General features: G+C 54.5%; 24 protein-coding genes. 8 read left to right on the top strand and 16 right to left on the bottom strand.

What is annotated here, in order from left to right:
- Positions 1–103 precede the first annotated feature (103 nt).
- On the top strand, positions 104–364 hold the full coding sequence (locus JT31_RS17110) for a YfhL family 4Fe-4S dicluster ferredoxin (RefSeq protein ID WP_038479813.1): 261 nt from the start codon (positions 104–106) through the stop codon (positions 362–364).
- On the opposite strand, the gene acpS is transcribed toward JT31_RS17110, so the two are convergent.
- From acpS to rseD, 12 genes are all read right to left on the bottom strand, one after another.
- Positions 361–741 (bottom strand): holo-ACP synthase, encoded by a 381-nt coding sequence (gene acpS / locus JT31_RS17105; RefSeq protein ID WP_038479810.1) that lies wholly within the window; start codon positions 739–741, stop codon positions 361–363. The genes JT31_RS17110 and acpS overlap by 4 nt on opposite strands.
- Positions 741–1,472 (bottom strand): pyridoxine 5'-phosphate synthase, encoded by a 732-nt coding sequence (gene pdxJ / locus JT31_RS17100; RefSeq protein WP_038479807.1) that lies wholly within the window; start codon positions 1,470–1,472, stop codon positions 741–743. Before pdxJ ends, acpS begins: the two co-directional genes overlap by 1 nt.
- Before the next feature lie 74 nt (positions 1,473–1,546).
- On the bottom strand, positions 1,547–2,284 hold the full coding sequence (recO, locus tag JT31_RS17095; RefSeq protein WP_038479804.1) for a DNA repair protein RecO: 738 nt from the start codon (positions 2,282–2,284) through the stop codon (positions 1,547–1,549).
- Positions 2,285–2,288: 4 nt separating this feature from the next.
- A complete protein-coding gene (gene era / locus JT31_RS17090) occupies positions 2,289–3,197 on the bottom strand; it encodes a GTPase Era (RefSeq protein ID WP_038479801.1) in 909 nt (302 codons plus the stop codon).
- On the bottom strand, positions 3,194–3,874 hold the full coding sequence (rnc, locus tag JT31_RS17085) for a ribonuclease III (RefSeq protein ID WP_008459505.1): 681 nt from the start codon (positions 3,872–3,874) through the stop codon (positions 3,194–3,196). The genes era and rnc overlap by 4 nt, the downstream gene beginning before the upstream one ends.
- A 172-nt stretch (positions 3,875–4,046) precedes the next feature.
- Positions 4,047–5,021 (bottom strand): signal peptidase I, encoded by a 975-nt coding sequence (gene lepB / locus JT31_RS17080; RefSeq protein WP_038479796.1) that lies wholly within the window; start codon positions 5,019–5,021, stop codon positions 4,047–4,049.
- 14 nt (positions 5,022–5,035) lie between these two features.
- Positions 5,036–6,835, bottom strand: a complete 1,800-nt coding sequence (lepA, locus tag JT31_RS17075) for a translation elongation factor 4 (RefSeq protein WP_038479793.1) — start codon at positions 6,833–6,835, stop codon at positions 5,036–5,038.
- Positions 6,836–7,029: 194 nt separating this feature from the next.
- Positions 7,030–7,512: a SoxR-reducing system protein RseC gene (gene rseC, locus JT31_RS17070; protein ID WP_038479790.1), complete on the bottom strand. Its 483-nt coding sequence runs from the start codon at positions 7,510–7,512 to the stop codon at positions 7,030–7,032.
- On the bottom strand, positions 7,509–8,474 hold the full coding sequence (gene rseB, locus JT31_RS17065) for a sigma-E factor regulatory protein RseB (protein ID WP_038479787.1): 966 nt from the start codon (positions 8,472–8,474) through the stop codon (positions 7,509–7,511). The genes rseC and rseB overlap by 4 nt, the downstream gene beginning before the upstream one ends.
- Entirely contained in the window at positions 8,474–9,121 is a 648-nt protein-coding gene (gene rseA / locus JT31_RS17060; protein WP_038479784.1) for an anti-sigma-E factor RseA, read from the bottom strand. The genes rseB and rseA overlap by 1 nt, the downstream gene beginning before the upstream one ends.
- A 31-nt stretch (positions 9,122–9,152) precedes the next feature.
- Positions 9,153–9,728, bottom strand: coding sequence for an RNA polymerase sigma factor RpoE (rpoE, locus tag JT31_RS17055; RefSeq protein ID WP_016537822.1), 576 nt, complete (start codon positions 9,726–9,728; stop codon positions 9,153–9,155).
- Positions 9,725–9,862 carry a rpoE leader peptide RseD gene (rseD, locus tag JT31_RS24295; RefSeq protein ID WP_370527387.1) on the bottom strand — a complete coding sequence of 46 codons (138 nt, stop codon included), beginning with the start codon at positions 9,860–9,862 and terminating at the stop codon, positions 9,725–9,727. Before rseD ends, rpoE begins: the two co-directional genes overlap by 4 nt.
- 299 nt (positions 9,863–10,161) lie before the next feature.
- On the opposite strand from rseD, the gene nadB reads away from it, so the two are divergent.
- Complete coding sequence (nadB, locus tag JT31_RS17045; protein ID WP_038483251.1) at positions 10,162–11,778, top strand: L-aspartate oxidase; 1,617 nt, start codon at positions 10,162–10,164, stop codon at positions 11,776–11,778.
- On the opposite strand, the gene trmN is transcribed toward nadB, so the two are convergent.
- Positions 11,763–12,500, bottom strand: coding sequence for a tRNA(1)(Val) (adenine(37)-N(6))-methyltransferase TrmN (gene trmN, locus JT31_RS17040; RefSeq protein ID WP_038479778.1), 738 nt, complete (start codon positions 12,498–12,500; stop codon positions 11,763–11,765). The two genes, nadB and trmN, sit on opposite strands and share 16 nt — an antisense overlap.
- A 121-nt stretch (positions 12,501–12,621) precedes the next feature.
- Between trmN and srmB the strand changes: the two genes are divergently transcribed.
- Complete coding sequence (srmB, locus tag JT31_RS17035; protein WP_038479775.1) at positions 12,622–13,959, top strand: ATP-dependent RNA helicase SrmB; 1,338 nt, start codon at positions 12,622–12,624, stop codon at positions 13,957–13,959.
- Between the two features lie 29 nt (positions 13,960–13,988).
- Here srmB and JT31_RS17030 read toward each other — a convergent pair whose 3' ends face one another.
- Positions 13,989–14,873: a LysR family transcriptional regulator gene (locus JT31_RS17030; protein WP_038479772.1), complete on the bottom strand. Its 885-nt coding sequence runs from the start codon at positions 14,871–14,873 to the stop codon at positions 13,989–13,991.
- 104 nt (positions 14,874–14,977) lie between these two features.
- Here JT31_RS17030 and eamB point away from each other — a divergent pair, with 104 nt between their 5' ends.
- On the top strand, positions 14,978–15,565 hold the full coding sequence (eamB, locus tag JT31_RS17025) for a cysteine/O-acetylserine transporter (protein WP_038479770.1): 588 nt from the start codon (positions 14,978–14,980) through the stop codon (positions 15,563–15,565).
- Positions 15,566–15,615: 50 nt separating this feature from the next.
- Here the strand turns inward: eamB and grcA are convergent, their stop codons facing one another.
- Positions 15,616–15,999 carry an autonomous glycyl radical cofactor GrcA gene (gene grcA, locus JT31_RS17020; protein ID WP_016537828.1) on the bottom strand — a complete coding sequence of 128 codons (384 nt, stop codon included), beginning with the start codon at positions 15,997–15,999 and terminating at the stop codon, positions 15,616–15,618.
- Between the two features lie 319 nt (positions 16,000–16,318).
- On the opposite strand from grcA, the gene ung reads away from it, so the two are divergent.
- Positions 16,319–17,008 carry a uracil-DNA glycosylase gene (gene ung, locus JT31_RS17015; protein ID WP_038479765.1) on the top strand — a complete coding sequence of 230 codons (690 nt, stop codon included), beginning with the start codon at positions 16,319–16,321 and terminating at the stop codon, positions 17,006–17,008.
- Between the two features lie 57 nt (positions 17,009–17,065).
- Here ung and JT31_RS17010 read toward each other — a convergent pair whose 3' ends face one another.
- Positions 17,066–18,136, bottom strand: a complete 1,071-nt coding sequence (locus tag JT31_RS17010) for a tRNA/rRNA methyltransferase (RefSeq protein ID WP_038479762.1) — start codon at positions 18,134–18,136, stop codon at positions 17,066–17,068.
- Positions 18,137–18,343: 207 nt separating this feature from the next.
- Between JT31_RS17010 and trxC the strand changes: the two genes are divergently transcribed.
- The 3 genes from trxC (at position 18,344) to JT31_RS16995 (ending at position 22,234) form a co-directional block, all read left to right on the top strand.
- Positions 18,344–18,763 (top strand): thioredoxin TrxC, encoded by a 420-nt coding sequence (trxC, locus tag JT31_RS17005; RefSeq protein ID WP_038479759.1) that lies wholly within the window; start codon positions 18,344–18,346, stop codon positions 18,761–18,763.
- Positions 18,764–18,839: 76 nt separating this feature from the next.
- The gene (locus JT31_RS17000) at positions 18,840–19,541 is read left to right on the top strand and encodes a tRNA-uridine aminocarboxypropyltransferase (RefSeq protein ID WP_038479756.1); all 702 of its coding nucleotides are present in this window, start codon (positions 18,840–18,842) and stop codon (positions 19,539–19,541) included.
- A 32-nt stretch (positions 19,542–19,573) separates the two neighbouring features.
- Positions 19,574–22,234: a bifunctional acetate--CoA ligase family protein/GNAT family N-acetyltransferase gene (locus tag JT31_RS16995; RefSeq protein ID WP_038479753.1), complete on the top strand. Its 2,661-nt coding sequence runs from the start codon at positions 19,574–19,576 to the stop codon at positions 22,232–22,234.
- Positions 22,235–22,327: the final 93 nt, after the last annotated feature.

The raw sequence follows: 22,327 nt of genomic DNA, 5'->3' as shown, positions 1-22,327 counted from the left end.
TTAATCAAATTTAATACTGGTTAAATATACATGCTTTTGCAATTTTTCGAGCGCGAAATGTGAATATATCTTTTAGATCGGCGGGTTCAGGTAACAGGTTGAAATGGCGTTATTAATTACGAAGAAGTGCATCAACTGCGATATGTGCGAGCCGGAGTGCCCGAACCAGGCTATCTCGATGGGAGATTCTATCTACCAGATCGATACCGACCGCTGCACGGAATGCGTTGGCCACTACGAAACCCCGACCTGCCAGAAAGTTTGCCCCATTCCAGGGACGATTATCAGCGACCCGGCGCACAAAGAAAATGAAGAGCAGCTGTGGGATAAATTCGTGCTGCTCCACCATGCGGATAAACTCTAGCTTTCGATTATCACCGTCGCACAGGCGTAATGACGTTCGTCCGCCAGCGTAACGTGCACCGAGCGCACGCCCATTTTTTCCGCCAGCCGCTGCGCCTCTTCCCAAAACCGCAGCTGAGGCTTGCCAAGCGGGTCGTTAAACACTTCGAACTGATTAAACGCCAGCCCGTTGCGAATGCCGGTGCCAAACGCTTTAGCCGCCGCCTCTTTTACCGCAAAACGCTTAGCCAGAAAACGCACCGGCTGCTGATGAGCCTGATACTGAGCCCATTCGTTCTGGCTCAGCACGCGTTTCGCCAGCCTGTCGCCCGAGCGGGAGATTACGCTCTCAATGCGCGCAATCTCCACGATATCGGTGCCGAGACCCAGAATCGCCATTAGCGACGCGCTTCCTGCATCAGGCGTTTCATTTCAGCCACGGCTTCTTTCAGACCGCTCATCACCGCACGCCCGATAATCGCGTGGCCAATGTTCAGCTCATGCATTTCAGGAATACGAGCGATGGCCTGGACGTTGTGGTAGGTCAGGCCGTGGCCAGCATTGACCTTCAATCCTTTAGCAGCAGCATAGCTCGCGGCTTCGGCGATACGCGCCAGCTCTTTGGCCTGAGTGGCTTCATCCTCTGCATCCGCATAGCAGCCGGTGTGAATTTCAATGTAAGGCGCGCCTACGGCAACCGCGGCGTCAATCTGCGCATGGTCGGCATCAATAAACAGGGACACCAGAATGCCCGCATCGGCCAGACGCTGGCAGGCATCGCGCATTTTGTCTAACTGACCGGCGACGTCAAGGCCGCCTTCGGTGGTCACTTCCTGACGCTTTTCCGGCACCAGGCAGCAGAAATGAGGTTTAGTCTGGCAGGCAATACCGATCATCTCTTCGGTGACCGCCATTTCAAGGTTCATGCGAGTATCGAGGGTTTCACGCAGGACGCGAACGTCACGGTCGGTGATATGGCGGCGGTCTTCGCGCAGGTGCACGGTAATGCCGTCGGCTCCCGCCTGCTCCGCGATAAACGCAGCCTGAACCGGATCCGGGTACGCCGTACCGCGCGCATTGCGCAGGGTAGCGATGTGATCGATGTTGACGCCTAACAGTAATTCAGCCATGACAATCCTCAGAGTTCGCAGACAGATGCCGGGCAGTGTACACCTGCCGGGGAAAGCCTGGCTACGTTCTGTGATTACTGTGAGCTATCCGAAGGTTTAGGTGGCGTTTTTTTAGGCACAAACTGGCGGAACAGCTCGCGGCTTTTGAGGGGCTTGCCCTGCAGATAAGGCTTGAGGGCCATGCGGGTGAAGCGTTTGGCGGCACGCAGCGTGTCGGCGTCCGGAAATTCGCGTTCGGCAAGTGCTCTGAGCTGGCGGCCGGTAAAGCTGCTGTTACCAATCACCACGCTGGCAATGAAGCCTTTTTCTTCGCGATAAGTGTAGGTCATGGTGTCGTCCACGCTCTCCCCGCTGCCGGCACAGTGCAGGAAGTCCACGCCGTAACCCAGATGCCCCAGCAGCGCCAGCTCAAAACGGCGCAGCGCAGGCTCCGGCGTGCCGATGGCTCCGGCTAAAGCCTGAATACAGTGGAGATAATCAAAGAACAGCTCGGAAAAGCGGGTTTCTTGCTCAAGAACGCGAGCCACCAGCTCATTCACGTACAAGCCACTGTAGAGCGTGATACCGCTAAGGGGGAGTGCCAGAGAGACCGCTTCGGCGCTGCGCAGCGTTTTAACTTCGCCACGGCCGCCCCAGCGAACCAGCAGAGGGGTAAAAGGCTGTAAAGCACCTTTCAGATTAGAACGTTTGGAGCGCGCGCCTTTAGCTATCAGGCGGACGCGTCCGGACTCTTCGGAGAACAGGTCGAGCAGAAGGCTGGTTTCGCTCCAGGGGCGACTATGCAGGACAAAAGCCCGTTGCCAGCCTTCCATTAGGTTAGCTCAGGTCGTCGGTATAACCGAGGCTGCGCAGCGCACGCTCGTCGTCGGCCCAGCCGGATTTCACCTTAACCCACAGTTCGAGGTGCACTTTGGCTTCGAACATTTCTTCCATGTCTTTACGGGCTTCGATGCCGATGGTTTTGATTTTGGCACCTTTGTTGCCAATCACCATCTTCTTCTGCCCTTCACGCTCAACGAGGATCAACCCGTTGATGTCGTAGCCGCCGCGCTCGTTAGTCACAAACTGCTCAATTTCCACGGTCACGGAGTACGGCAGTTCAGCGCCCAGGAAACGCATCAGTTTTTCACGGATGATTTCAGACGCCATAAAGCGCTGGGAACGGTCGGTAATGTACTCTTCCGGGAAGTGATGAAGAGCTTCCGGGAGGTGCTTACGGACGATTCCGGCGATGGTATCGACGTTCATTCCGGTTTCCGCAGAAATCGGCACGATATCCAGGAAGTTCATCTGGCTGCCGAGGAACTGCAGGTGCGGCAGCAGGATGCTTTTATCCTGTACGTTGTCGACCTTGTTAACGGCCAGAATCACCGGCGCACGGCTGTCGCGCAGTTTGTTCAGCACCATTTCGTCATCCGGCGTCCAGCGGGTGCCTTCGACAACGAAAATGACCAGCTCAACGTCACCGATAGAGCTGCTCGCGGCACGGTTCATCAAACGGTTGATGGCGCGCTTTTCTTCCATGTGCAGCCCTGGGGTATCGACGTAAATCGCCTGATACGGCCCTTCGGTATGGATGCCCATGATACGGTGACGCGTGGTCTGCGCCTTACGCGAGGTAATAGAGACTTTCTGCCCAAGCAGCTGGTTTAGCAGCGTGGATTTGCCGACGTTCGGACGGCCAACGATGGCCGCAAAGCCGCAATATGTTTTTTCTTCGCTCATTCCAGCTCCAGCTTTTTCAGCGCCTGCTCAGCTGCAGCCTGTTCCGCTTTACGGCGGCTTGAACCTGTCCCTACGACCGGCTCAGGCAGGCCACTCACCTGACAGTGAATGGTAAATTCCTGATCGTGCGCTTCGCCACGCACCTGCACCACCAGATAGGACGGCAGCGGCAGATGGCGGCCCTGCAGATACTCCTGCAAGCGCGTTTTCGGATCTTTTTGCTTGTCGCCTGGACTGATTTCGTCGAGACGGGTCTGATACCACGAGAGAATCAGACGCTCAACGTTCTGAATATCACTGTCGAGGAAGACGCCACCAATCAGCGCCTCCACGGTATCGGCAAGAATCGACTCCCGACGGAAGCCGCCACTTTTCAGCTCACCTGGCCCAAGGCGCAGGCACTCGCCCAGTTCAAACTCACGGGCGATTTCCGCCAGCGTATTGCCACGCACCAGCGTCGCGCGCATGCGGCTCATATCACCCTCGTCTACGCGAGGAAAACGGTGATACAGCGCATTCGCGATAACATAACTGAGAATGGAGTCACCCAGAAACTCAAGACGCTCGTTGTGTTTGCTGCTGGCACTGCGGTGCGTTAATGCCTGTTGCAACAGATCCTGATGTTGAAAAGTGTAGCCCAGCTTCCGCTGCAGCCTATTTATTACGATGGGATTCATGCGATACCAAAATTAATGAATGCGTCAACTATTCAGCACACGGAACAGACCTGAAAAAAGGAAACCAACGCTGTTTCGTGTGCCGTGGCTCCCTTTCGGGAGCCAATCTTTAAAGGCGGGAATATTCTATACACAACGACAGGGGATGTCGTTAGTTTGTGGGATTAATTGTTTAATGAATGCCGCCAATGCGGTTCAAACGAACACCCGTTGGCCATTCACCTTCTTGTTTCTCGAAACTCATCCAGATCGCTGTCGCTTTACCGACCAGATTTTGCTCCGGAACAAAGCCCCAATAGCGGCTATCTGCGCTATTGTCGCGGTTATCACCCATCATGAAATAATGACCCGGTGGAACAATCCACGTGGCCAAAGGCAGACCGGACTGCTGGTAGTACATGCCTACCTGATCCTGGGCAATTGGCACCGTCAGGATGTTATGCGTGACTTCGCCGAGCGTCTCTTTACGTTCGCTCAGACGAACGCCGTCATCACGGGTCTGGTCTTTCGGCATCTGGAAGAAACCGGAGGTCGCTTCGCTGCCGTTGCGGCGGGCAAATGTCTGCACAAAATCACTGGCTTCCACGTTGGAATAGGTGATTGGCAGCGCATTGTCACAGGCCTGGCCGGAACTGCAGTTTGGCTGAACGGTGACTTCTTTCGACTGCGGATCGTAGCTTACGCGGTCGCCCGGCAGCCCTACAACGCGCTTAATATAATCCAGGCGTGGATCCTCAGGATATTTAAATACCGCAATATCGCCGCGTTTAGGGTGCCCGGTTGCAATTAAGGTCTTCTGATAAATCGGATCTTTAATTCCGTAGGCAAACTTCTCTACCAGAATAAAATCGCCGATTAACAGCGTCGGCATCATCGAACCAGAAGGGATCTGGAAGGGTTCATAAATAAATGAACGCACCACCAGCACGATCGCCAGCACCGGGAACACGGACGCGCCCGTTTCCAGCCAGCCCGGTTTCGGGCCCACTTTTTTGAGCGTTTTTTTGTCCAGTGCATCACCGGTGGCAGCCTGCGCTGCCGCCTGTTTTTCACGACGCTTAGGTGCAAAGATAAACCTATCCAGACACCATAAAATGCCCGTCACCAACGTGGCTACCACGAGGATCAAAGCAAACATATTCGCCATGCCAACTCCTTAGATTATTTGCCGTCTTTGCCGACATGCAGAATGGCGAGGAACGCTTCCTGAGGCAGCTCGACGTTACCGACCTGCTTCATACGCTTCTTACCGTCTTTCTGTTTCTGCAACAGCTTTTTCTTACGGCTCACGTCACCGCCGTAGCATTTTGCCAGTACGTTTTTACGCAGCTGTTTCACCGTTGAACGCGCGATGATGTGGTTGCCAATGGCCGCCTGAATCGCGATATCAAACTGCTGGCGAGGGATAAGCTCTCTCATCTTCTCAACCAGCTCACGCCCGCGATACGGCGCGTTATCGTTGTGTGTGATAAGCGCCAGCGCATCAACGCGATCGCCATTGATCAGTACATCAACGCGCACCATGTTGGAAGCCTGGAAACGTTTGAAATTGTAATCCAGCGACGCATAGCCGCGGGAGGTAGACTTCAGACGGTCAAAGAAGTCGAGCACCACTTCTGCCATTGGGATTTCATAGGTCAGCGCAACCTGGTTGCCGTGATACACCATGTTGGTCTGCACGCCGCGTTTTTCGATACACAGCGTAATCACGTTCCCGAGGAACTCCTGCGGCAGCAGCATGTGACATTCAGCGATTGGCTCACGCAGCTCTTCAATGTTGTTTAACGGCGGCAGCTTGGACGGGCTGTCGACATAGATAACCTCTTTGCTGGTGGTCTGCACTTCGTAAACTACGGTCGGCGCGGTGGTGATCAGATCGAGATCGTATTCACGCTCCAGACGCTCCTGAATGATCTCCATGTGCAGCAGGCCCAGGAAGCCACAGCGGAAGCCGAAGCCCAGCGCCGTTGAGCTTTCTGGCTCGTAGAACAGGGAGGCGTCGTTCAGGCTAAGTTTGCCGAGCGCATCACGGAAGTTTTCGTAGTCGTCGGAGCTAACCGGGAACAGGCCAGCATAAACCTGCGGCTTCACTTTTTTAAAGCCTGGCAGCGCTTTATCCGCCGGATTACGGGACAGGGTCAGGGTATCGCCCACCGGCGCGCCCATGATGTCTTTAATTGCGCAGACCAGCCAGCCTACTTCCCCGCACTTCAGCTCGGTACGGTCAATTTGCTTCGGCGTGAAGATGCCAAGGCGGTCGGCGTTGTACACCTGCCCGGTACTCATGACTTTGACTTTGTCGCCCTTACGCAGGGTGCCGTTTTTCACGCGGATCAGGGAAACAACGCCCAGATAGTTATCGAACCAGGAGTCGATAATCAGCGCCTGCAGCGGCGCATCCGGGTCACCTTCCGGTGGCGGGATATCACGCACCAGGCGTTCTAATACGTCCGGTACGCCAACGCCGGTTTTCGCGGAGCAGCGCACGGCATCGGTGGCGTCGATGCCCACGATGTCTTCAATTTCTTCGGCCACGCGTTCTGGATCGGCTGCCGGCAGGTCAATTTTGTTCAGAACTGGAACCACTTCCAGATCCATTTCCATCGCGGTGTAGCAGTTGGCCAGGGTTTGAGCTTCAACACCCTGCCCGGCATCAACCACCAGCAGCGCGCCTTCACAGGCCGCCAGCGAGCGGGAAACTTCATAAGAGAAGTCAACGTGCCCTGGGGTATCGATGAAGTTGAGCTGGTAAGTTTCACCGTCACTGGCTTTATAGTCGAGGGTGACGCTCTGCGCTTTGATGGTGATACCACGTTCGCGTTCCAGATCCATGGAGTCGAGGACCTGCGCGGCCATTTCACGGTCGGACAGGCCGCCGCAAATCTGGATGATACGGTCAGACAGCGTCGATTTACCGTGGTCGATGTGGGCAATAATAGAAAAGTTACGTATATTCTTCATAGTTAGAGGTTTTATGCCTTACAAATGGCCTGTGAGCTCGGCGCTTCGCGCTGTACGGAGCAGGATGTCAGTGACTGTCTTCTGCCTGAAACGCCGCATTCTACACTACAACCAGAAAGTGAGGAAACTGCTCATCCTGCAAGCTTCGGTAAGCCATACGCAGGATGTGCAAAGAGAGGTCAGTCGAAGGGAATTTACTGATTTTCAGCCGGGGGCGAAGCGGTGTCGACGCGCAGGGCATCCGGGCCAAGCGCAACGCTAAGAATCACCGGTTGCCAGCTCTCACGACGGCTGAAATGTTGGGAAAAACCGCGCGCGAGCAGAAAGCCGCCAACACCGCCGAGCAAAGCACCGCACATCGCAGCCAGGTTAGTGCCAAACAGAGTCTGGAACAGGCCGGAACACAGAAATAGCCCGACCAGCGGCGACATATAAACCAGAAGAGCCGAACCTAACAGGCTACCTTCAGCAATGCCCAGCTCCACTTTTTGCCCCGCCACCAGCGGCTGTTCGCTTGGAACAGTCAATAGATGGCTGGTCTGCGGCCCCAGCTTATTCAATACGCGAGTGCCGCATCCCGAGCGAGAAGCGCAGCTGTTACAAGAGGCTTTGACATCACAATGCAGCAACGCTTCACCGTTTTGCCATGAGACGACCGTCGCCCACTCTTTGATCATTGCGCAGCTCCGTTGAACTTGATGCTATCGCCAATGCGCTTTGCCGTTTGCGGTGGTAGCTCACCGACAACGGTAATTTCGGTTTTATCGCGAATTTCCGTGCTCACGGTACGGCGGCCGGTGCGTACCAGCTGCTCGCCGTTGGTGCCCTGCGACGGCGCCTGGCTAATATTCACCGAGAAGCTGAACAGGCCGTCAGAATAGAGGCGAGATTCAATAGGCACGCCGACGGTTGGCAGAGGCCTGCGGCTGCTCGAAACCTCGTTAAACCCTTGCGGCAGCCATGAAGGCGCCCAAGAGAACTTCGCTTTTTCCGCTCCCGGCACGGACAGCAGCGGCGGTAATGTCGCCTTCGCTAAATTCTGCATCAGGCCGCTCGCCTGATCGCCCACGGAAAAAGAGACAACCCGGAACTGTTCAAGGGTTTCGCCGTCGCGGTCCAGTAAATCAACGCGCAGCGGCAGCTTGGTTTCGGTATCGATCCAGACAATATAGTTGTAGCGCGTACCATCGCGGGCCACGACGCGAATCACTTCGCATAGCCTGTCGGCAATACGCGTCCGCCCGACGGAAATAAAGTCGTAGTAAGGCGTCAGGCGCTTAAAGTCGGTATAAACGATGGAGGGCAGAGAATCGACGATGTAATCCCCGGTGAGCGTAAATGGCTCAAGCCCAGGTTCAAAGTAGCTGATTTCGTTGCCGCGCTGCACGACCTCACGACGCGGGCCGTCCATTTGCAGGAATTGAGCAAGCGGGCGATTATCAAGACGTGCGTGGCGATAACTAAGAGACTCAATCCCTTGTTTGCTGATATTGATAAACGCCAGCTCATAGTTGAGTGACTGACTCGCCTGGTTCATCTGCTGCAACAACGCCCCGGACGAAACAGTGTCCGCCGAGGCGTTGGAGGTGAACAACAGGCCGCCTGCCACGAGAGACAGGGCACACCAAAGTTGCTTCATTACTGCGATTGCGTTCCTAAAGTTTGGTTTCCTGGCACCTGCACAGCGGCCTGCTGGGTTTGCGCCTGTTCAAACTGGAGCTGCTCGGAGTGTAAACGACGCTGCAATTCATAATCCTGCAGCATAGCGTTAATACGACGACGCTGTTCCTGTACTTGCTGACTGCTGTTGCTCGCCGTGGTATCAGACGGCACGCCCAGGCTTACCGGACTGGCTTTACCCATCATCGGCAAGGTGTTAAATACTGGCGTTTCCGGCTGAGCTGAGCTGTCAGACTGACCATTATAGTGCTGCACGCCCACAATAACCGCAAGCGATACGCACGCGGCAACGCCCATCTGCGTCAGCTGGCTTGCCCACGGACGCACCTTATGCCAGAACGGCATTTTCTGCCATTGCTGAGGCTGCGGCTGTGATTCAGTAATGAGCGGCGCGACGTTACGCACTGGTTCATTCGCGATAGCCGCCATCACGTTGGCAGAAATATCGAAATGAAGCACTTCGCTGGTATCTCCGCGCATCGTGTCGCGGATCAGATGGTAGCTCTGCCAACTTTGCTGCAGCTCGCTGTCGTTAGACAAACGGTTGAGCAGCTCGCTATCGAGAGATTCGCCATCCATTAAAGCGGAAAGTTGTTCTTTCTGCATGCCTAAATACCCTTCCAGTAATCCGCTATCGTCAACGCCTGATAAGCGGTTGAACTTTATTATCAATAGCTTCCCTTGCGCGGAAAATACGAGAACGCACAGTACCTACCGGGCAATCCATAATGGCGGCTATCTCTTCATAGCTCAGGCCATCCAACTCCCGCAACGTGATTGCCATGCGTAAATCTTCCGGGAGCGACTCAATAGTACGGAAAACTATCTGTCTCAGTTCCTCAGACAACATTAAGTTCTCAGGGTTCGAAATTTCTTTCAATGCGCTGCCACTTTCGTAGTTTTCCGCATCGATAGCGTCCACATCACTTGAAGGTGGACGGCGCCCCTGAGCAACCAGATAATTTTTTGCCGTGTTGACCGCAATGCGATACAGCCACGTATAAAAGGCACTATCGCCACGGAATGAATCCAGTGCGCGATACGCTTTGATAAAAGATTCCTGCACCACGTCGGGAACATCACCCGAAGGTACATAACGGGAAACCAGGCTCGCAACCTTATGCTGGTAGCGCACCACCAGTAGGTTAAATGATTTCTGATCTCCCTTTTGGACCCGTTCGACGAGGACCTGATCCGTTAACTGCTCGCTCATCCGAGGTAATGTCTCCCCAAACCCAATTTCCACGCGTAATCGAAATGCCACTCGAACCCTGCATTTTTGAGCAAGCTTTGAGTTGGAGTGCCCGAGGCCAGCAAAGTTCCGTTACGCCTTTGTTTTTCTGTCATGTTTAGCGGATTGCATCTTTTCATTATAAGTTCCGCTTCGCAAAACGGTAACGCCGATTCTTCTGAATCAATGCTTAAAAAGTTAGCGAGCAGAGTATCGCATGAATCAAGGTATTTCATCATTTAATCTGCCGTTTACCGCACCTATGGGGGATTTATTTATAGAATTTGACTCATCTCTCCCCGAGAGATTCATCGGCTGCTTTGTTTAGTTAACACAACGCTCAAACAAAAAAAGAGTGTTCATGCTCCCACCCGGTGCTATGCTGCGGCCATTCCTGTTTAGTAAATTAAACATCATGAACTCAAATAGCGATCTGGTCTGTGACGTATTAATCGTCGGTAGCGGCGCTGCCGGCCTCTCTCTCGCGCTACGTCTGGCTGAAACCAGCAACGTCATCGTGTTAAGTAAAGGTCCAATCAGCGAAGGTTCTACCTTTTACGCTCAAGGGGGGATCGCCGCCGTTTTCGATGAAACCGACAGCATTGCTTCCCACATCGACGATACGCTGATTGCCGGAGCCGGAATCTGTGAGCGCGATGCGGTAGAGTTTGTCGCCAGCAATGCGAAGCACTGCGTTCAGTGGCTGATTGACCAGGGCGTCATGTTCGATACCCACACCCTGGCCAATGGTGAAGAGAGCTACCATTTGACGCGGGAAGGCGGCCATAGCCATCGCCGTATTCTTCATGCAGCCGATGCAACCGGCAAAGAAGTTGAGACCACGCTGGTCAGCAAAGCCCTTAATCACCCAAACATTCGGGTCATCGAGCGCAGCAACGCCGTCGATTTAATTATCTCTGACAAGATTGGCCTGCCGGGCACACGCCGTGTGGTCGGAGCCTGGGTCTGGAACCGGAATCTTGAAAAGGTCGAAACCTGCCGGGCGAAGGCCGTAATTTTGGCCACCGGCGGCGCCTCGAAGGTTTATCAATACACCACCAACCCGGATATAGCCTCTGGTGACGGTATTGCTATGGCATGGCGTGCGGGCTGCCGCGTTGCCAACCTTGAATTTAACCAGTTTCACCCGACTGCGCTGTTCCATCCCCAGGCCAGAAACTTCCTGCTTACGGAAGCGTTACGTGGGGAAGGCGCATACCTGAAGCGCCCTGATGGCTCACGATTCATGCCGGAATTTGATGAGCGCGCAGAGCTTGCCCCCCGAGATATCGTCGCCAGAGCTATCGATCACGAAATGAAACGCCTGGGTGCAGACTGCATGTACCTCGATATCAGCCATAAGCCAGAAGCGTTTGTTCGCCAGCACTTCCCTACTATTTATGAAAAACTGCTTGGGTTGGGCATCGATTTAACCAAAGACTCAGTTCCCATCGTACCTGCCGCACATTATACCTGCGGTGGCGTGATGGTTGATGAGCATGGGCGTACCGACGTTGACGGACTGTATGCTATCGGCGAAGTAACCTATACCGGGCTGCACGGCGCAAACCGAATGGCGTCAAATTCACTGCTTGAATGCCTGGTCTATGGCTGGTCCGCCGCAGAAGATATTCTCAAGCGCTTGCCGTATGTCCGTGAAAGCAAAAACCTTCCCGCCTGGGACGACAGCCGCGTGGACAACCCTGATGAACAGGTCGTCATCCAGCACAACTGGCATGAGCTGCGGCTATTTATGTGGGATTACGTCGGCATCGTGCGTACCACCCGTCGCCTCGAGCGAGCGCTGCGGAGGATTACTATGCTGCAGCAGGAGATTGATGAGTACTATGCCAACTTTCGGGTTTCAAACAACCTTCTCGAGCTAAGAAACCTGGTGCAGGTTGCCGAACTTATCGTGCGCTGCGCCATGCAGCGTAAAGAGAGCCGTGGCCTGCACTACACGCTTGATTATCCGGAACAGCTGGCTGAATCCGGCCCAAGCGTACTCTCGCCGCTTTACATAAACAGATAGAAATCCTGGGTCAGACTACAATAGCCTTCAGAGTAGGCCTGGTCTGGCCCTCGAATCACCAGGCGGTCGTTGTAGTATTCTCCGCCCGTTGGGGAAAGTGCGAGCATTACCCGATGCGGCTGGCGGGTTTCATTGTCGGCCACGTCGGTGCGATAGCGTACATGCCAGCCCTGTGATTTCGCCAGCTCGCTGAACGCCGTACCTGCGGTTTCCGGCATAATCACACAGAAAAAACCATCCTCGGTGATCAACTGTTCAGCGCTGCTGAGGAGTGCCTGATGATCCAGGGTCGTCGTGTAGCGAGCCTGAGCGCGTTCCGCAGACGCACAGTTGCTGCCCTGCTCAAAGAAGGGTGGGTTGCTGACTATCAGCGAGTAGCGCTGGGTTGCCTGCTGCGCCCATTCACGAATATCGGCACAGTGCACGTTAATACGCGAAGCCCAGCGGCAGCCTTTCGCGTTTTCTGCCGCCTGTTCGGCGGCCACCGGATCCAGTTCAACGGCTTCAATCGTGACGTCATCGGCGGTTCTTTGGGCCAGCATCAGCGCCAGCAATCCGCTGCCAGTGCCAATATCCAGAACGCTTTTCACGTTCACCACCGGCACCCACGCGCCAAGTAGCGTCCCATCGGTCCCCACTTTCATCGCGCAGCGATCGTGTGCCACAAAGAACTGTTTGAAAGTGAAACCATCCCGACGTAATACCGCTTTTTGATCCGACATCTTATCTACCTTGCAAAGAAACCGCCGTAGCATAAGTGAAACGAGCGACCACGGAAAGACACAAACAGATGAAGATCGCGGGCATAACGTCTATAATCGGCGTCCCAAATAGAGGTAGACCATGACTGTAAGCACTTTTTCCGAACTCGAACTTGATGAAAGCCTTTTGGACGCGCTCCAGGAGAAGGGCTTTACTCGCCCGACAGCAATCCAGGCTGCGGCCATTCCTCCTGCACTTGAAGGGCGCGATGTGCTGGGTTCAGCACCAACGGGTACCGGTAAAACCGCAGCTTACCTGCTGCCAGCGCTACAGCATCTGGTCGACTTCCCACGTAAAAAATCCGGCCCGCCGCGAATTCTTATCGTGACGCCGACCCGTGAACTGGCGATGCAGGTTGCCGACCACGCGCGTGAGCTGGCAAAGCATACCCATCTGGATATTGCGACCATCACCGGCGGCGTGGCGTATATGAACCACGCTGAGGTTTTCAGCGAGAACCAGGATATTGTGGTCGCCACCACCGGCCGACTGCTGCAATACATTAAGGAAGAGAACTTCGACTGCCGCGCGGTTGAAACCCTGATCCTTGATGAAGCGGACCGCATGCTGGACATGGGTTTTGCTCAGGATATTGAAACCATCGCGGCAGAAACCCGCTGGCGCAAGCAAACCATGCTGTTCTCTGCAACCCTGGAAGGCAACGCGGTTAAAGACTTTGCTGAGCGCCTGCTGGAAGATCCGGTGGAGGTTTCCGCCACGCCTTCCACCCGTGAACGCAAGAAGATCCATCAGTGGTACTACCGCGCTGATGACGTTGAGCACAAAACAAAATTGTTGGTTCACTTGCTGAACCAGCCTGATACCACCCGCTCTATCGTCTTCGTACGTAAGCGCGATCGTGTGCATGAGCTGGTTGCCTGGCTGCGCGAAGCGGGCATCAACACCTGCTATCTCGAAGGCGAAATGGTGCAGGCCAAGCGTAACGAAGCCATCAAACGTCTGACCGACGGCCGCGTTAATGTTCTGGTTGCCACCGACGTCGCTGCCCGTGGGATCGATATTCCTGACGTTAGCCACGTATTCAACTTTGACCTGCCGCGTACCGCGGATATCTACCTGCACCGTATCGGCCGTACCGGTCGTGCTGGTATGAAAGGTACTGCGATTTCACTGGTTGAAGCACACGATCATCTGCTGCTGGGTAAAATTACCCGCTACATGAAAGAGCCGCTGAAGTCCCGCGTCTTCGATGAGCTGCGCCCAACCACGCGCGCGCCAAGCGAGAAGCTGACCGGTAAGCCATCGAAGAAAGTACTGGCCAAGCGCGAAGAGAAGAAGAAAGAGAAAGACAAAGAGAAGCCGCGCGTTAAAGTACGTCACCGTGACAAGAAAAACGTCGGCAAGCGCCGCAAGCCAAGTGCGGCTGCTGCGACAGAATCGTCAAAAGTCGACGAATAACATCCACGCCGGGAAAACCCCGGCGTTTTTTATTGCCCCGACTCAGCGTTCTCCTGCAGGCATTCCATAAAAATCTTCATCGCCGGGCTGATCACCTTCCCCGCATGATGCGCACAGATCGCATTGATCGTCAGCAACGGTTCGCTGAACGGCAGCTCCACTAGCTCCCCGGACAAAAGCTCTTTCTCAACGGTAAAACGAGGCAAAAAGCTCACACCGAGATTCGCGGCCACGCACTGCTTAATACTTTCAATGCTCCATAGCTCAATGGTGTTTTCCAGCGTGATCCTGCGCTTTCTCAACTGTTCTTCAAAGATCTGCCGGAACACGCACTGCGGCTCGTTGATCACAAAACTGACCGGGATGTGCCTGTCCGTATGTCGGAAGTCAATCTCCTGGCGTGCCGGCGACGCCACCAGCACCAGAGAAGGCTCACTAATCGCCTGCATATGCAACGCTTCGTCATTCCCCACGCGGTAGAACACGCCGAGATCGACCCGATCGTCCAGAAGCGCGTCGCGAATCGTGTAGCAGTTCAAGGACTGCAAAGAGAGTTTGACTCGAGGTGCCCTCTCCTTAAAACGCTGCAGTACACGCGGCATCTTGTACGCCAGCAGCGTTTCACCACTTGCGACCCTGAGTTCACCCTCTGGCTCAGAGCCCTGCCTGGCGGCCTGCCTGATGGTATCGATGACGCGCGTCAGCTCATAGACGTGAGGCATGAGCTTTTTGCCGCTTTCGGTTAAACGCATCCGTCGGCCAATTTTTTCAAACAGCTGCAGCGAAAGCTCCTGTTCAAGCTGCTGAATATGAAAAGTGACCGTCGACTGCGTGCAGCATAGCTTCTGGGAGGCCAGCAGGAACGAGCCTTCCTCAACCACCGTTTTTAACGTGACAAACCGACGTAAATCCATTCAGCCTCCATTACATCGAAACCATCGAACTCTGAGTATAGAAACATTCATTTTTTTAAAGCTTCCGGTTTGCGTACTCTCAGCGAAAACACAGGAGAACTCAAGTGGTCGCTATTTTCTTTAGTGCGTTTTGGACGTACACCCTCATTACCGCCCTGACGCCAGGGCCCAACAATATTCTGGCGTTAAGCACCGCCACCAGCCACGGGCTGCGGGAAAGCACCCGCGTGCTGGCGGGTATGAGCCTTGGATTTCTGATTATCATGCTGCTGTGTGCGGGCATCGCCTTCTCACTCGTCAGCCTCGATCCGCGGTTTACCCGCGTGCTTAGCTGGGTGGGCGCGGTTTACATTTTGTGGCTGGCGCTGAAGATTGCCACCAGCCAGCCGCCGGGCTCGACGACTGAAGCTCAGCCGGTCGGCTTCTGGGCCAGCTTTGGCCTGCAGTTCTTAAACGTAAAAATTATTCTCTACGGCATCACAGCCCTGTCGACCTTTGTTTTGCCGTACACGGCGGAGATAAGCGGCATCGTGGGAATGAGCGTGGTGCTGGCGGCAATAGGGTGTTTGGGGAATCTTTGCTGGGCGCTGGCTGGCCATCTGTTCCAGAAGGTCTTCCAGCGTTTTGGACGTTCGCTGAATATTATTCTGGCGTTGATGCTGGTTTACTGTGCGGTGCGGATTTTTTACTAACGTAAAAGAGCGCCAGAAGGCGCTCTTTATTTATTACGGCGGGAACTGAATTACAGGCTTTCAGTGAAAGTACGGGTGATCACGTCGCGCTGCTGTTCCGGGGTCAGAGAGTTAAAACGAACCGCATAGCCGGAAACACGAATTGTCAGCTGCGGATATTTTTCCGGATGCTTAACCGCATCTTCCAGCGTTTCACGACGCAGAACGTTAACGTTCAGGTGCTGACCACCTTCTACGCGAACTTCTGGTTTTACTTCCATCGGAATTTCACGGTATTCAAACTGACCCAGTTTGCTGACCGCAACAACTTCATCTTCTGCAAAACCCGCTTTCGCGCATACGCAGCGAGCTTCACCTTTTTCATTGTCGAGCAGCCAGAAAGAGTTCAGAAGTTCGTCATTTGCCGCTTTTGTAATTTGGATACCAGTAATCATTTTATTTCTCCCTTAGGGTAATGTGCTGATTCTTTGGGCCAGCTCTCTGGCTCATTGGTAAAACCTTTGTTGCTTTGTTGTTCTTATATCAGCCCGCCAGGCGCGATTCTTTGATTTAAATCAATTAAATCCACACCACAAAAAAGGGTTTTACTGGTTTTATTTGTTTTACATCAACTTAGACGTACGGCGTGTCATTAAAATTTTTGTAAATTTTCAACTTTATTTAGTACCGTAGCCCATTGATGCAACGCACTATTTTGCTCATGGGGCAGAAGCAGTTAAGCTAGCGGACATTACAGATTCGCGGGAGAGCGAGATGACTACCCACCTCACCTGGCACGACGTGCTGGCAGAAGAGAAACAGCAGCCCTACTTTATCAATACGCTCAGCGCCGTTGCCGCAGAGCGCGCTGCGGGCGTGACCGTTTATCCCCCGCAGAAGGATGTGTTTAACGCTTTTCGGTTTACCGAGCTGGGCGATGTCAAAGTCGTTATCCTTGGCCAGGATCCCTATCACGGCCCAGGGCAGGCGCACGGGCTTTCTTTCTCCGTGCTTCCGGGCATTGCACCGCCACCTTCCCTGGTCAATATGTACAAAGAGCTGGAAGCCTCAGTGCCGGGCTTTACCCGCCCAGCCCACGGCTATCTTGAAAGCTGGGCGCGCCAGGGCGTTTTGCTGCTCAACACGGTGCTGACCGTCGAGGCAAGCAAGGCGCATTCCCACGCCAAATTTGGCTGGGAAACGTTTACCGATAAGGTTATCGCTCTCATTAATGAACACCGTGAAGGCGTGGTGTTTCTGCTGTGGGGGGCTCACGCTCAGCGCAAAGGCAGCATTATCGATCGCCAGCGTCACCACGTGTTGACCGCGCCACACCCTTCCCCGCTTTCGGCGCATCGCGGTTTCCTGGGCTGTGGGCATTTCGTTAAGGCAAATGAATATCTTGTAGAGCGCGGGGAAAAGCCCATCGACTGGATGCCACAGCTGCCACAGGAAAATGGCTAAGTTCTGGACGAAAAAAAACCAGCAATTAAGCTGGTTTTTTTATAACAGGAGAACGGGTTACGCCTTATTCTGGCGCCACCATTCACCCAGCAGTACGCCGGTTGCTACGGATACATTGAGGCTTTCAACATTGCCGGTACCTTCAATGGCTACGCTCATATCAGCATTTTCAAAGGTGGTGTCGGAAACGCCATCGCGCTCCTGGCCCAGCACCAGCACCATTTTCTTAGGTAGCTCAGCTTTATACAGCGGAGTACCCTGATGGCTTGAGGTCGTCACGATGGTGTAGCCTGCTTTACGGAAAGCTTCCAGCCCATCACCAAACGTCTCGCCGCTGATCGCCACAACGTGCTCTGCACCGCCTTCTGCGGTACGAATTGCCGCCCCGGACTCCAGCAGAGAAGCATCCTGAATCAGTAAACCTTTCACACCGAAGTGCGCACAGCTACGCATGATCCCGCCAAGGTTGTGAGGGTTACCCACATCCTCCAGCGCCAGTACGCAGTCTTCTTCCCCGGCTTTATTCAGCCAGCTCTGCACGCTGATGCCGCTACGCTTTTTAATAATGAAGCAAACACCACCGTGGTGTTCCGTGCCGGAGGCTTTTGCCAGCTCGGCGTCATCCACAACGTGGTAAGCCTTGCGGTTAGCCGCCATCCAGCGCAGCGCTTCTTTAAAGCGAGGCGTAACGCTCTGGATAAACCAGGCACGCACGATGCTTTCCGGGCGGCTCTGGAACAGCGCCTGACAAGCATTCTCACCGTAGACACGGGCTTCTTCGGCGCGCTGGCGACGAATCACTTCCGGATCAACGATGTGCTTTGTTGCACCTTCATTGTCAGAAGCCGACAGTGAAGTGTCTACCGGGGCACGGGAAACCGTGCGCCATGGGGACGCCGCTTCACCGCGATCGCCTCTGTCGCTACGTTCATTACGATCGCGCCCGCCGCGAGGTTTATCATCGTGACGAGCCGGACGGCGACCGCCGCCTTCACCACGTGACGCACCGGCAGGACGCCCACCACCTTTCCCGGTACGCGGGTTTTGGCTGCGTTTTTCGCTATCGTCGTCACCGCGGACATACATCACTTTGACCTTGCCGCTTTTACCTTTAAATTCGTCGTTCATTTTTCCTCCACCTGGCTGAGCGCGAAGCGCGCAGATTACCTGATGTGGCATGGGTTAGCCATTAACTTTGCTTAAAAGCTAATAACTATTGTACTCATCGAATAAATCACTTTGTTGGCCTCCCCATCTTCGCCGATAATATGTAACATATTTGAAACATCCACGGTGCATGACACCGATTTTCAACCATTCTCTTTGAGGTTAGTTATGAATACCGTTTGCGCCGACTGCCAGGCCATTAACCGCATTCCTGACGACCGTATTGATGACGGCGCAAAGTGCGGTCGCTGCGGTCATGAACTGTTTGACGGAGAAGTCGTCAATGCGACTACGGCTACGCTGGATAAACTCCTGAAAGACGAGCTGCCGGTCGTGGTGGACTTTTGGGCTCCGTGGTGCGGGCCGTGCGTTAACTTCGCACCAATATTTGAGGATGTAGCCGAAGAGCGCAGCGGCAAAGTCCGTTTTGTTAAGGTCAATACTGAGGCCGAACAGGAGCTCAGCGCCCGTTTTCGTATTCGCAGCATCCCAACCATTATGATCTTCAAGAATGGCCAGGTCGTTGACATGCTGAATGGCGCGATGCCAAAAGCCCCGTTCGATAGCTGGCTGGACGAAAATATCTGATCCTGCGGGGGCATTTTTTAGCCCCCTCTTTTATATCTACGTTAGAATAGCGTTTTTAGCTAAGCCGCCTTAATTAATGACAGAAAACGCCGTTCTCCGCCTTCGTGCTGCTCGCCTGGCCCGTGCAACTCGCCCATTTCTTGCCCGTGGTAATCGCGTTCGCCGCTGCCAGCGTTGCCTGTTGCCGCTGAAAAACTGCCTGTGCGAGACGCTTCAGCCGCAAAATGCGCGTAGCCGCTTTTGCCTGGTCATGTTCGACACTGAGCCCATGAAGCCCAGCAACACTGGCCGGCTAATCGCCGATGTTTTGCCGGACACAGAGGCGTTTCAATGGTCACGCACGGAGCCACCAGAGGCGCTGCTGGAACTTGTCGCTAATCCGAACTATCAGCCGATGGTCGTTTTTCCCGCTTCCTATGCTAACGGAGAGCGGGAAGTTCTGACCACGCCGCCAGTCACCGGGAAACCACCGCTGTTTATTATGCTTGACGGTACCTGGACCGAAGCGCGCAAAATGTTCCGTAAAAGCCCTTACCTCGACGCGCTGCCGGTGATTTCCGTTGACCTGAGCATTACCTCTGCTTATCGCCTGCGAGAAGCGCACGCCGAGGGCCAGTACTGTACCGCAGAAGTCGCCGCAGCCTTGCTTGAACTGGCGGGGGATACCGATGCATCTGAAGGGCTAACGCAGCACTTTACCCTTTTCCGTGAGCGTTATCTGGCGGGGAAACCGCATCATCAGGGCAGCGTCACAGCAGAAGTTGAAGAAAACGTTTAGACTCTCCTGAACATCACTCAGGGGAGAGAGTCGTGAGTCAACGAGGCCTGGAAGCGCTGCTGCGTCCAAAATCGATTGCCGTCATCGGCGCTTCGGCAAAGCCCGATCGCGCCGGTTATTTAATGATGCGTAATTTGCTTGCCGGCGGGTTCAACGGCCCGGTCATGCCGGTCACGCCAACCCATAAAGCCGTTTGCGGGGTGCTGGCCTGGCCGGATATCGCCAGCCTGCCGCTTGCGCCCGACCTCGCGATTATCTGTACCCATTCAGGCCGTAACCTGACGCTGCTAGACGAGCTGGGAAGCAAAGGCTGCAAAGCCTGCATTATCTTATCAGCTCCCCCCGAGCAACTGCCTGAATTGCTGGCCTGCGCGGCACGCTGGCAAATTCGTCTGCTAGGCCCCAATAGCCTTGGTCTTTTAGCGCCCTGGCAGGGGTTGAACGCTAGCTTCTCGCCGGTACCGATTCAAAAGGGCAAACTGGCGTTTATTTCCCAGTCCGCCGCAGTTTCAAACACCATTCTGGACTGGGCGCAGCAACGTGAAATGGGGTTTTCCTGGTTTATCGCCCTCGGTGATAGCCTGGATATCGACGTGGATGAGCTGCTTGATTACCTCGCAAGAGATACCAAAACCAGCGCCATTTTGCTTTATCTTGAACATCTTAGCGATGCCCGTCGCTTTGTCTCTGCCGCGCGAAGCGCCTCACGTAATAAACCTATTCTGGTTATCAAAAGCGGACGCAGCAGCAAAGCCCAAACCCTGCTGAAAACGCATCCTGGCCTGGATGCCGCCTGGGATGCGGCAATTCAGCGGGCTGGTTTACTGCGTGTGCAGGACACGCATGAACTGTTTTCCGCCGTTGAAACCCTCAGCCATATGCGCCCTCTGCGCGGCGAACGTCTGATGATTGTCAGTAATGGGGCGGCTCCTGCGGCGCTGGCGCTGGATGAACTATGGCTGCGAAACGGCAAGCTGGCGACGTTAAGCGAAGAAACTACAAAGGCGCTTGCAGCAGTGCTTCCTTCAGGTGTTGAAGCCGGAAATCCGATAGATCTCCGTGATGACGCAACGCCCGGCCGTTATCTGCTGGCCGTAGAAAAATTGCTGGATAGCCATGATTTTGATGCTCTAATGGTGATTCATTCTCCCAGCGCCGCCGCTCCCGGAACCGCAAGCGCTCTCGCGTTGATCGATTTGCTACAGCGGCACCCTCGCGGGAAATACCTGACCATTTTTACCAACTGGTGCGGTGAGTTCTCCTCCCAGGAGGCCAGACGCCTGTTTAGCGATGCCGGGATCCCTACCTACCGAACCCCGGAAGGGGCGGTAACGGCGTTTATGCATATGGTGGAGTATCGCCGTAATCAGAAGCAGCTCCGCGAGATCCCCGCGCTACCCGCTAACCTGACGGCTAACACCGGCGAAGCTCACCACCTGATCCAGCAGGCGCTGCATCAGGGAGCAACCACGCTCGATACTCATGAAGTCAGGCCCGTGCTTGAAGCCTATGGCTTAACGACGCTGCCAACATGGATTGCAAGTGACAGTGCGGAAGCCGTGCACATCGCCGAGCAAATTGGCTATCCCGTGGCGTTAAAACTTCGCTCACCGGATATTCCCCATAAGTCGGAAGTTCAGGGGGTAATGCTTTATTTACGGACGGCCAGTGAGGTTCAGCAGGCAGCAGAAGCCATTATTGACCGTGTAAAAATGACCTGGCCGCAGGCGCGGATTCATGGCCTGCTGGTGCAAAGTATGGCAAACCGCGCGGGGGCACAGGAGCTTCGGGTTGTCGTTGAGCACGACCCGGTATTTGGCCCATTGATCATGCTGGGGGAAGGCGGCGTAGAATGGCGGCCCGAGCGACAGGCTGCCGTGGCTCTCCCTCCTTTAAACATGAATCTTGCCCGCTATCTTGTTATTCAGGCGATTAAAAGCGGCAAGATCCGCAGCAGGAGCGCATTACGCCCGCTGGACATCGCCGGCATCAGCGAGGTTCTGGTGCGGGTCTCTAACCTGATCATCGATTGCCCGGAGATAGTACGGCTTGATATCCACCCGCTGTTAGCCTCCGGCAGTGACTTTACTTTGCTAGATGTCACACTTGAGTTAGCCGAATTTACCGGAGATGCGGATTCCCGCCTGGCCGTTCGTCCTTATCCTCATCAACTGGAAGAGATTGTACAGCTCAAAAATGGCGATCGCTGCCTGTTTCGCCCGATCCTTCCTGAAGATGAACCTCAGCTGCAGCGCTTTATTGCCCAGGTAACTAAAGAAGATCTCTACTATCGCTATTTCAGCGAGATCAATGAATTTACCCACGAAGATTTAGCCAATATGACGCAGATCGACTACGATCGGGAAATGGCGTTTGTTGCCGTTCGTCGAATGAAAGGCAGCGATGAGATCCTCGGCGTCACGCGCGCAATTTCCGATCCGGATAACGTGGATGCCGAGTTTGCCGTGCTGGTGCGCTCCGACCTGAAAGGGCTTGGGCTGGGCCGCCGCCTGTTGGCTAAACTCATCGACTACACCAGACAACACGGTATTCAGCAGCTAAATGGCATCACGATGCCGAATAACCAGGGCATGATTGCTCTGGCCCGTAAACTGGGTTTCAGCGTCGATATTCAGCTGGAAGATGGCATTGTGAGCCTGATGCTCCCACTGGGCGAAAGCGCAGATTCGTGAGTAAGGTACTGGAAAACATACTCACTTTGCGTGGCAGTAGTGGTATTATCAGCAGGTTCTGACGTCTGGATTTTGCAGAAGGCCATCCAATGA

The organism is Cedecea neteri, assembly GCF_000757825.1.
In the GTDB taxonomy this organism is placed as follows: Bacteria; Pseudomonadota; Gammaproteobacteria; order Enterobacterales; family Enterobacteriaceae; genus Cedecea; species Cedecea selenatireducens.
This window is presented reverse-complemented; position numbering and strand designations above follow the sequence as displayed.

Coding starts and splice junctions, on each gene's coding strand:
- JT31_RS17000 (WP_038479756.1), top strand. CDS start 18,840: ATGACAGAAAACGCCGTTCTCCGCCTTCGTGCTGCTCGCCTGGCCCGT.
- ung (WP_038479765.1), top strand. CDS start 16,319: ATGACTACCCACCTCACCTGGCACGACGTGCTGGCAGAAGAGAAACAG.
- JT31_RS17030 (WP_038479772.1), bottom strand. CDS start 14,873: ATGGATTTACGTCGGTTTGTCACGTTAAAAACGGTGGTTGAGGAAGGC.
- rseB (WP_038479787.1), bottom strand. CDS start 8,474: ATGAAGCAACTTTGGTGTGCCCTGTCTCTCGTGGCAGGCGGCCTGTTG.
- recO (WP_038479804.1), bottom strand. CDS start 2,284: ATGGAAGGCTGGCAACGGGCTTTTGTCCTGCATAGTCGCCCCTGGAGC.
- trmN (WP_038479778.1), bottom strand. CDS start 12,500: ATGTCGGATCAAAAAGCGGTATTACGTCGGGATGGTTTCACTTTCAAA.
- lepB (WP_038479796.1), bottom strand. CDS start 5,021: ATGGCGAATATGTTTGCTTTGATCCTCGTGGTAGCCACGTTGGTGACG.
- era (WP_038479801.1), bottom strand. CDS start 3,197: ATGAGCGAAGAAAAAACATATTGCGGCTTTGCGGCCATCGTTGGCCGT.
- rseA (WP_038479784.1), bottom strand. CDS start 9,121: ATGCAGAAAGAACAACTTTCCGCTTTAATGGATGGCGAATCTCTCGAT.
- acpS (WP_038479810.1), bottom strand. CDS start 741: ATGGCGATTCTGGGTCTCGGCACCGATATCGTGGAGATTGCGCGCATT.
- pdxJ (WP_038479807.1), bottom strand. CDS start 1,472: ATGGCTGAATTACTGTTAGGCGTCAACATCGATCACATCGCTACCCTG.
- rseC (WP_038479790.1), bottom strand. CDS start 7,512: ATGATCAAAGAGTGGGCGACGGTCGTCTCATGGCAAAACGGTGAAGCG.
- JT31_RS17110 (WP_038479813.1), top strand. CDS start 104: ATGGCGTTATTAATTACGAAGAAGTGCATCAACTGCGATATGTGCGAG.
- grcA (WP_016537828.1), bottom strand. CDS start 15,999: ATGATTACTGGTATCCAAATTACAAAAGCGGCAAATGACGAACTTCTG.
- rseD (WP_370527387.1), bottom strand. CDS start 9,862: ATGACAGAAAAACAAAGGCGTAACGGAACTTTGCTGGCCTCGGGCACT.
- nadB (WP_038483251.1), top strand. CDS start 10,162: ATGAACTCAAATAGCGATCTGGTCTGTGACGTATTAATCGTCGGTAGC.
- lepA (WP_038479793.1), bottom strand. CDS start 6,835: ATGAAGAATATACGTAACTTTTCTATTATTGCCCACATCGACCACGGT.
- rpoE (WP_016537822.1), bottom strand. CDS start 9,728: ATGAGCGAGCAGTTAACGGATCAGGTCCTCGTCGAACGGGTCCAAAAG.
- JT31_RS17010 (WP_038479762.1), bottom strand. CDS start 18,136: ATGAACGACGAATTTAAAGGTAAAAGCGGCAAGGTCAAAGTGATGTAT.
- trxC (WP_038479759.1), top strand. CDS start 18,344: ATGAATACCGTTTGCGCCGACTGCCAGGCCATTAACCGCATTCCTGAC.
- rnc (WP_008459505.1), bottom strand. CDS start 3,874: ATGAATCCCATCGTAATAAATAGGCTGCAGCGGAAGCTGGGCTACACT.
- srmB (WP_038479775.1), top strand. CDS start 12,622: ATGACTGTAAGCACTTTTTCCGAACTCGAACTTGATGAAAGCCTTTTG.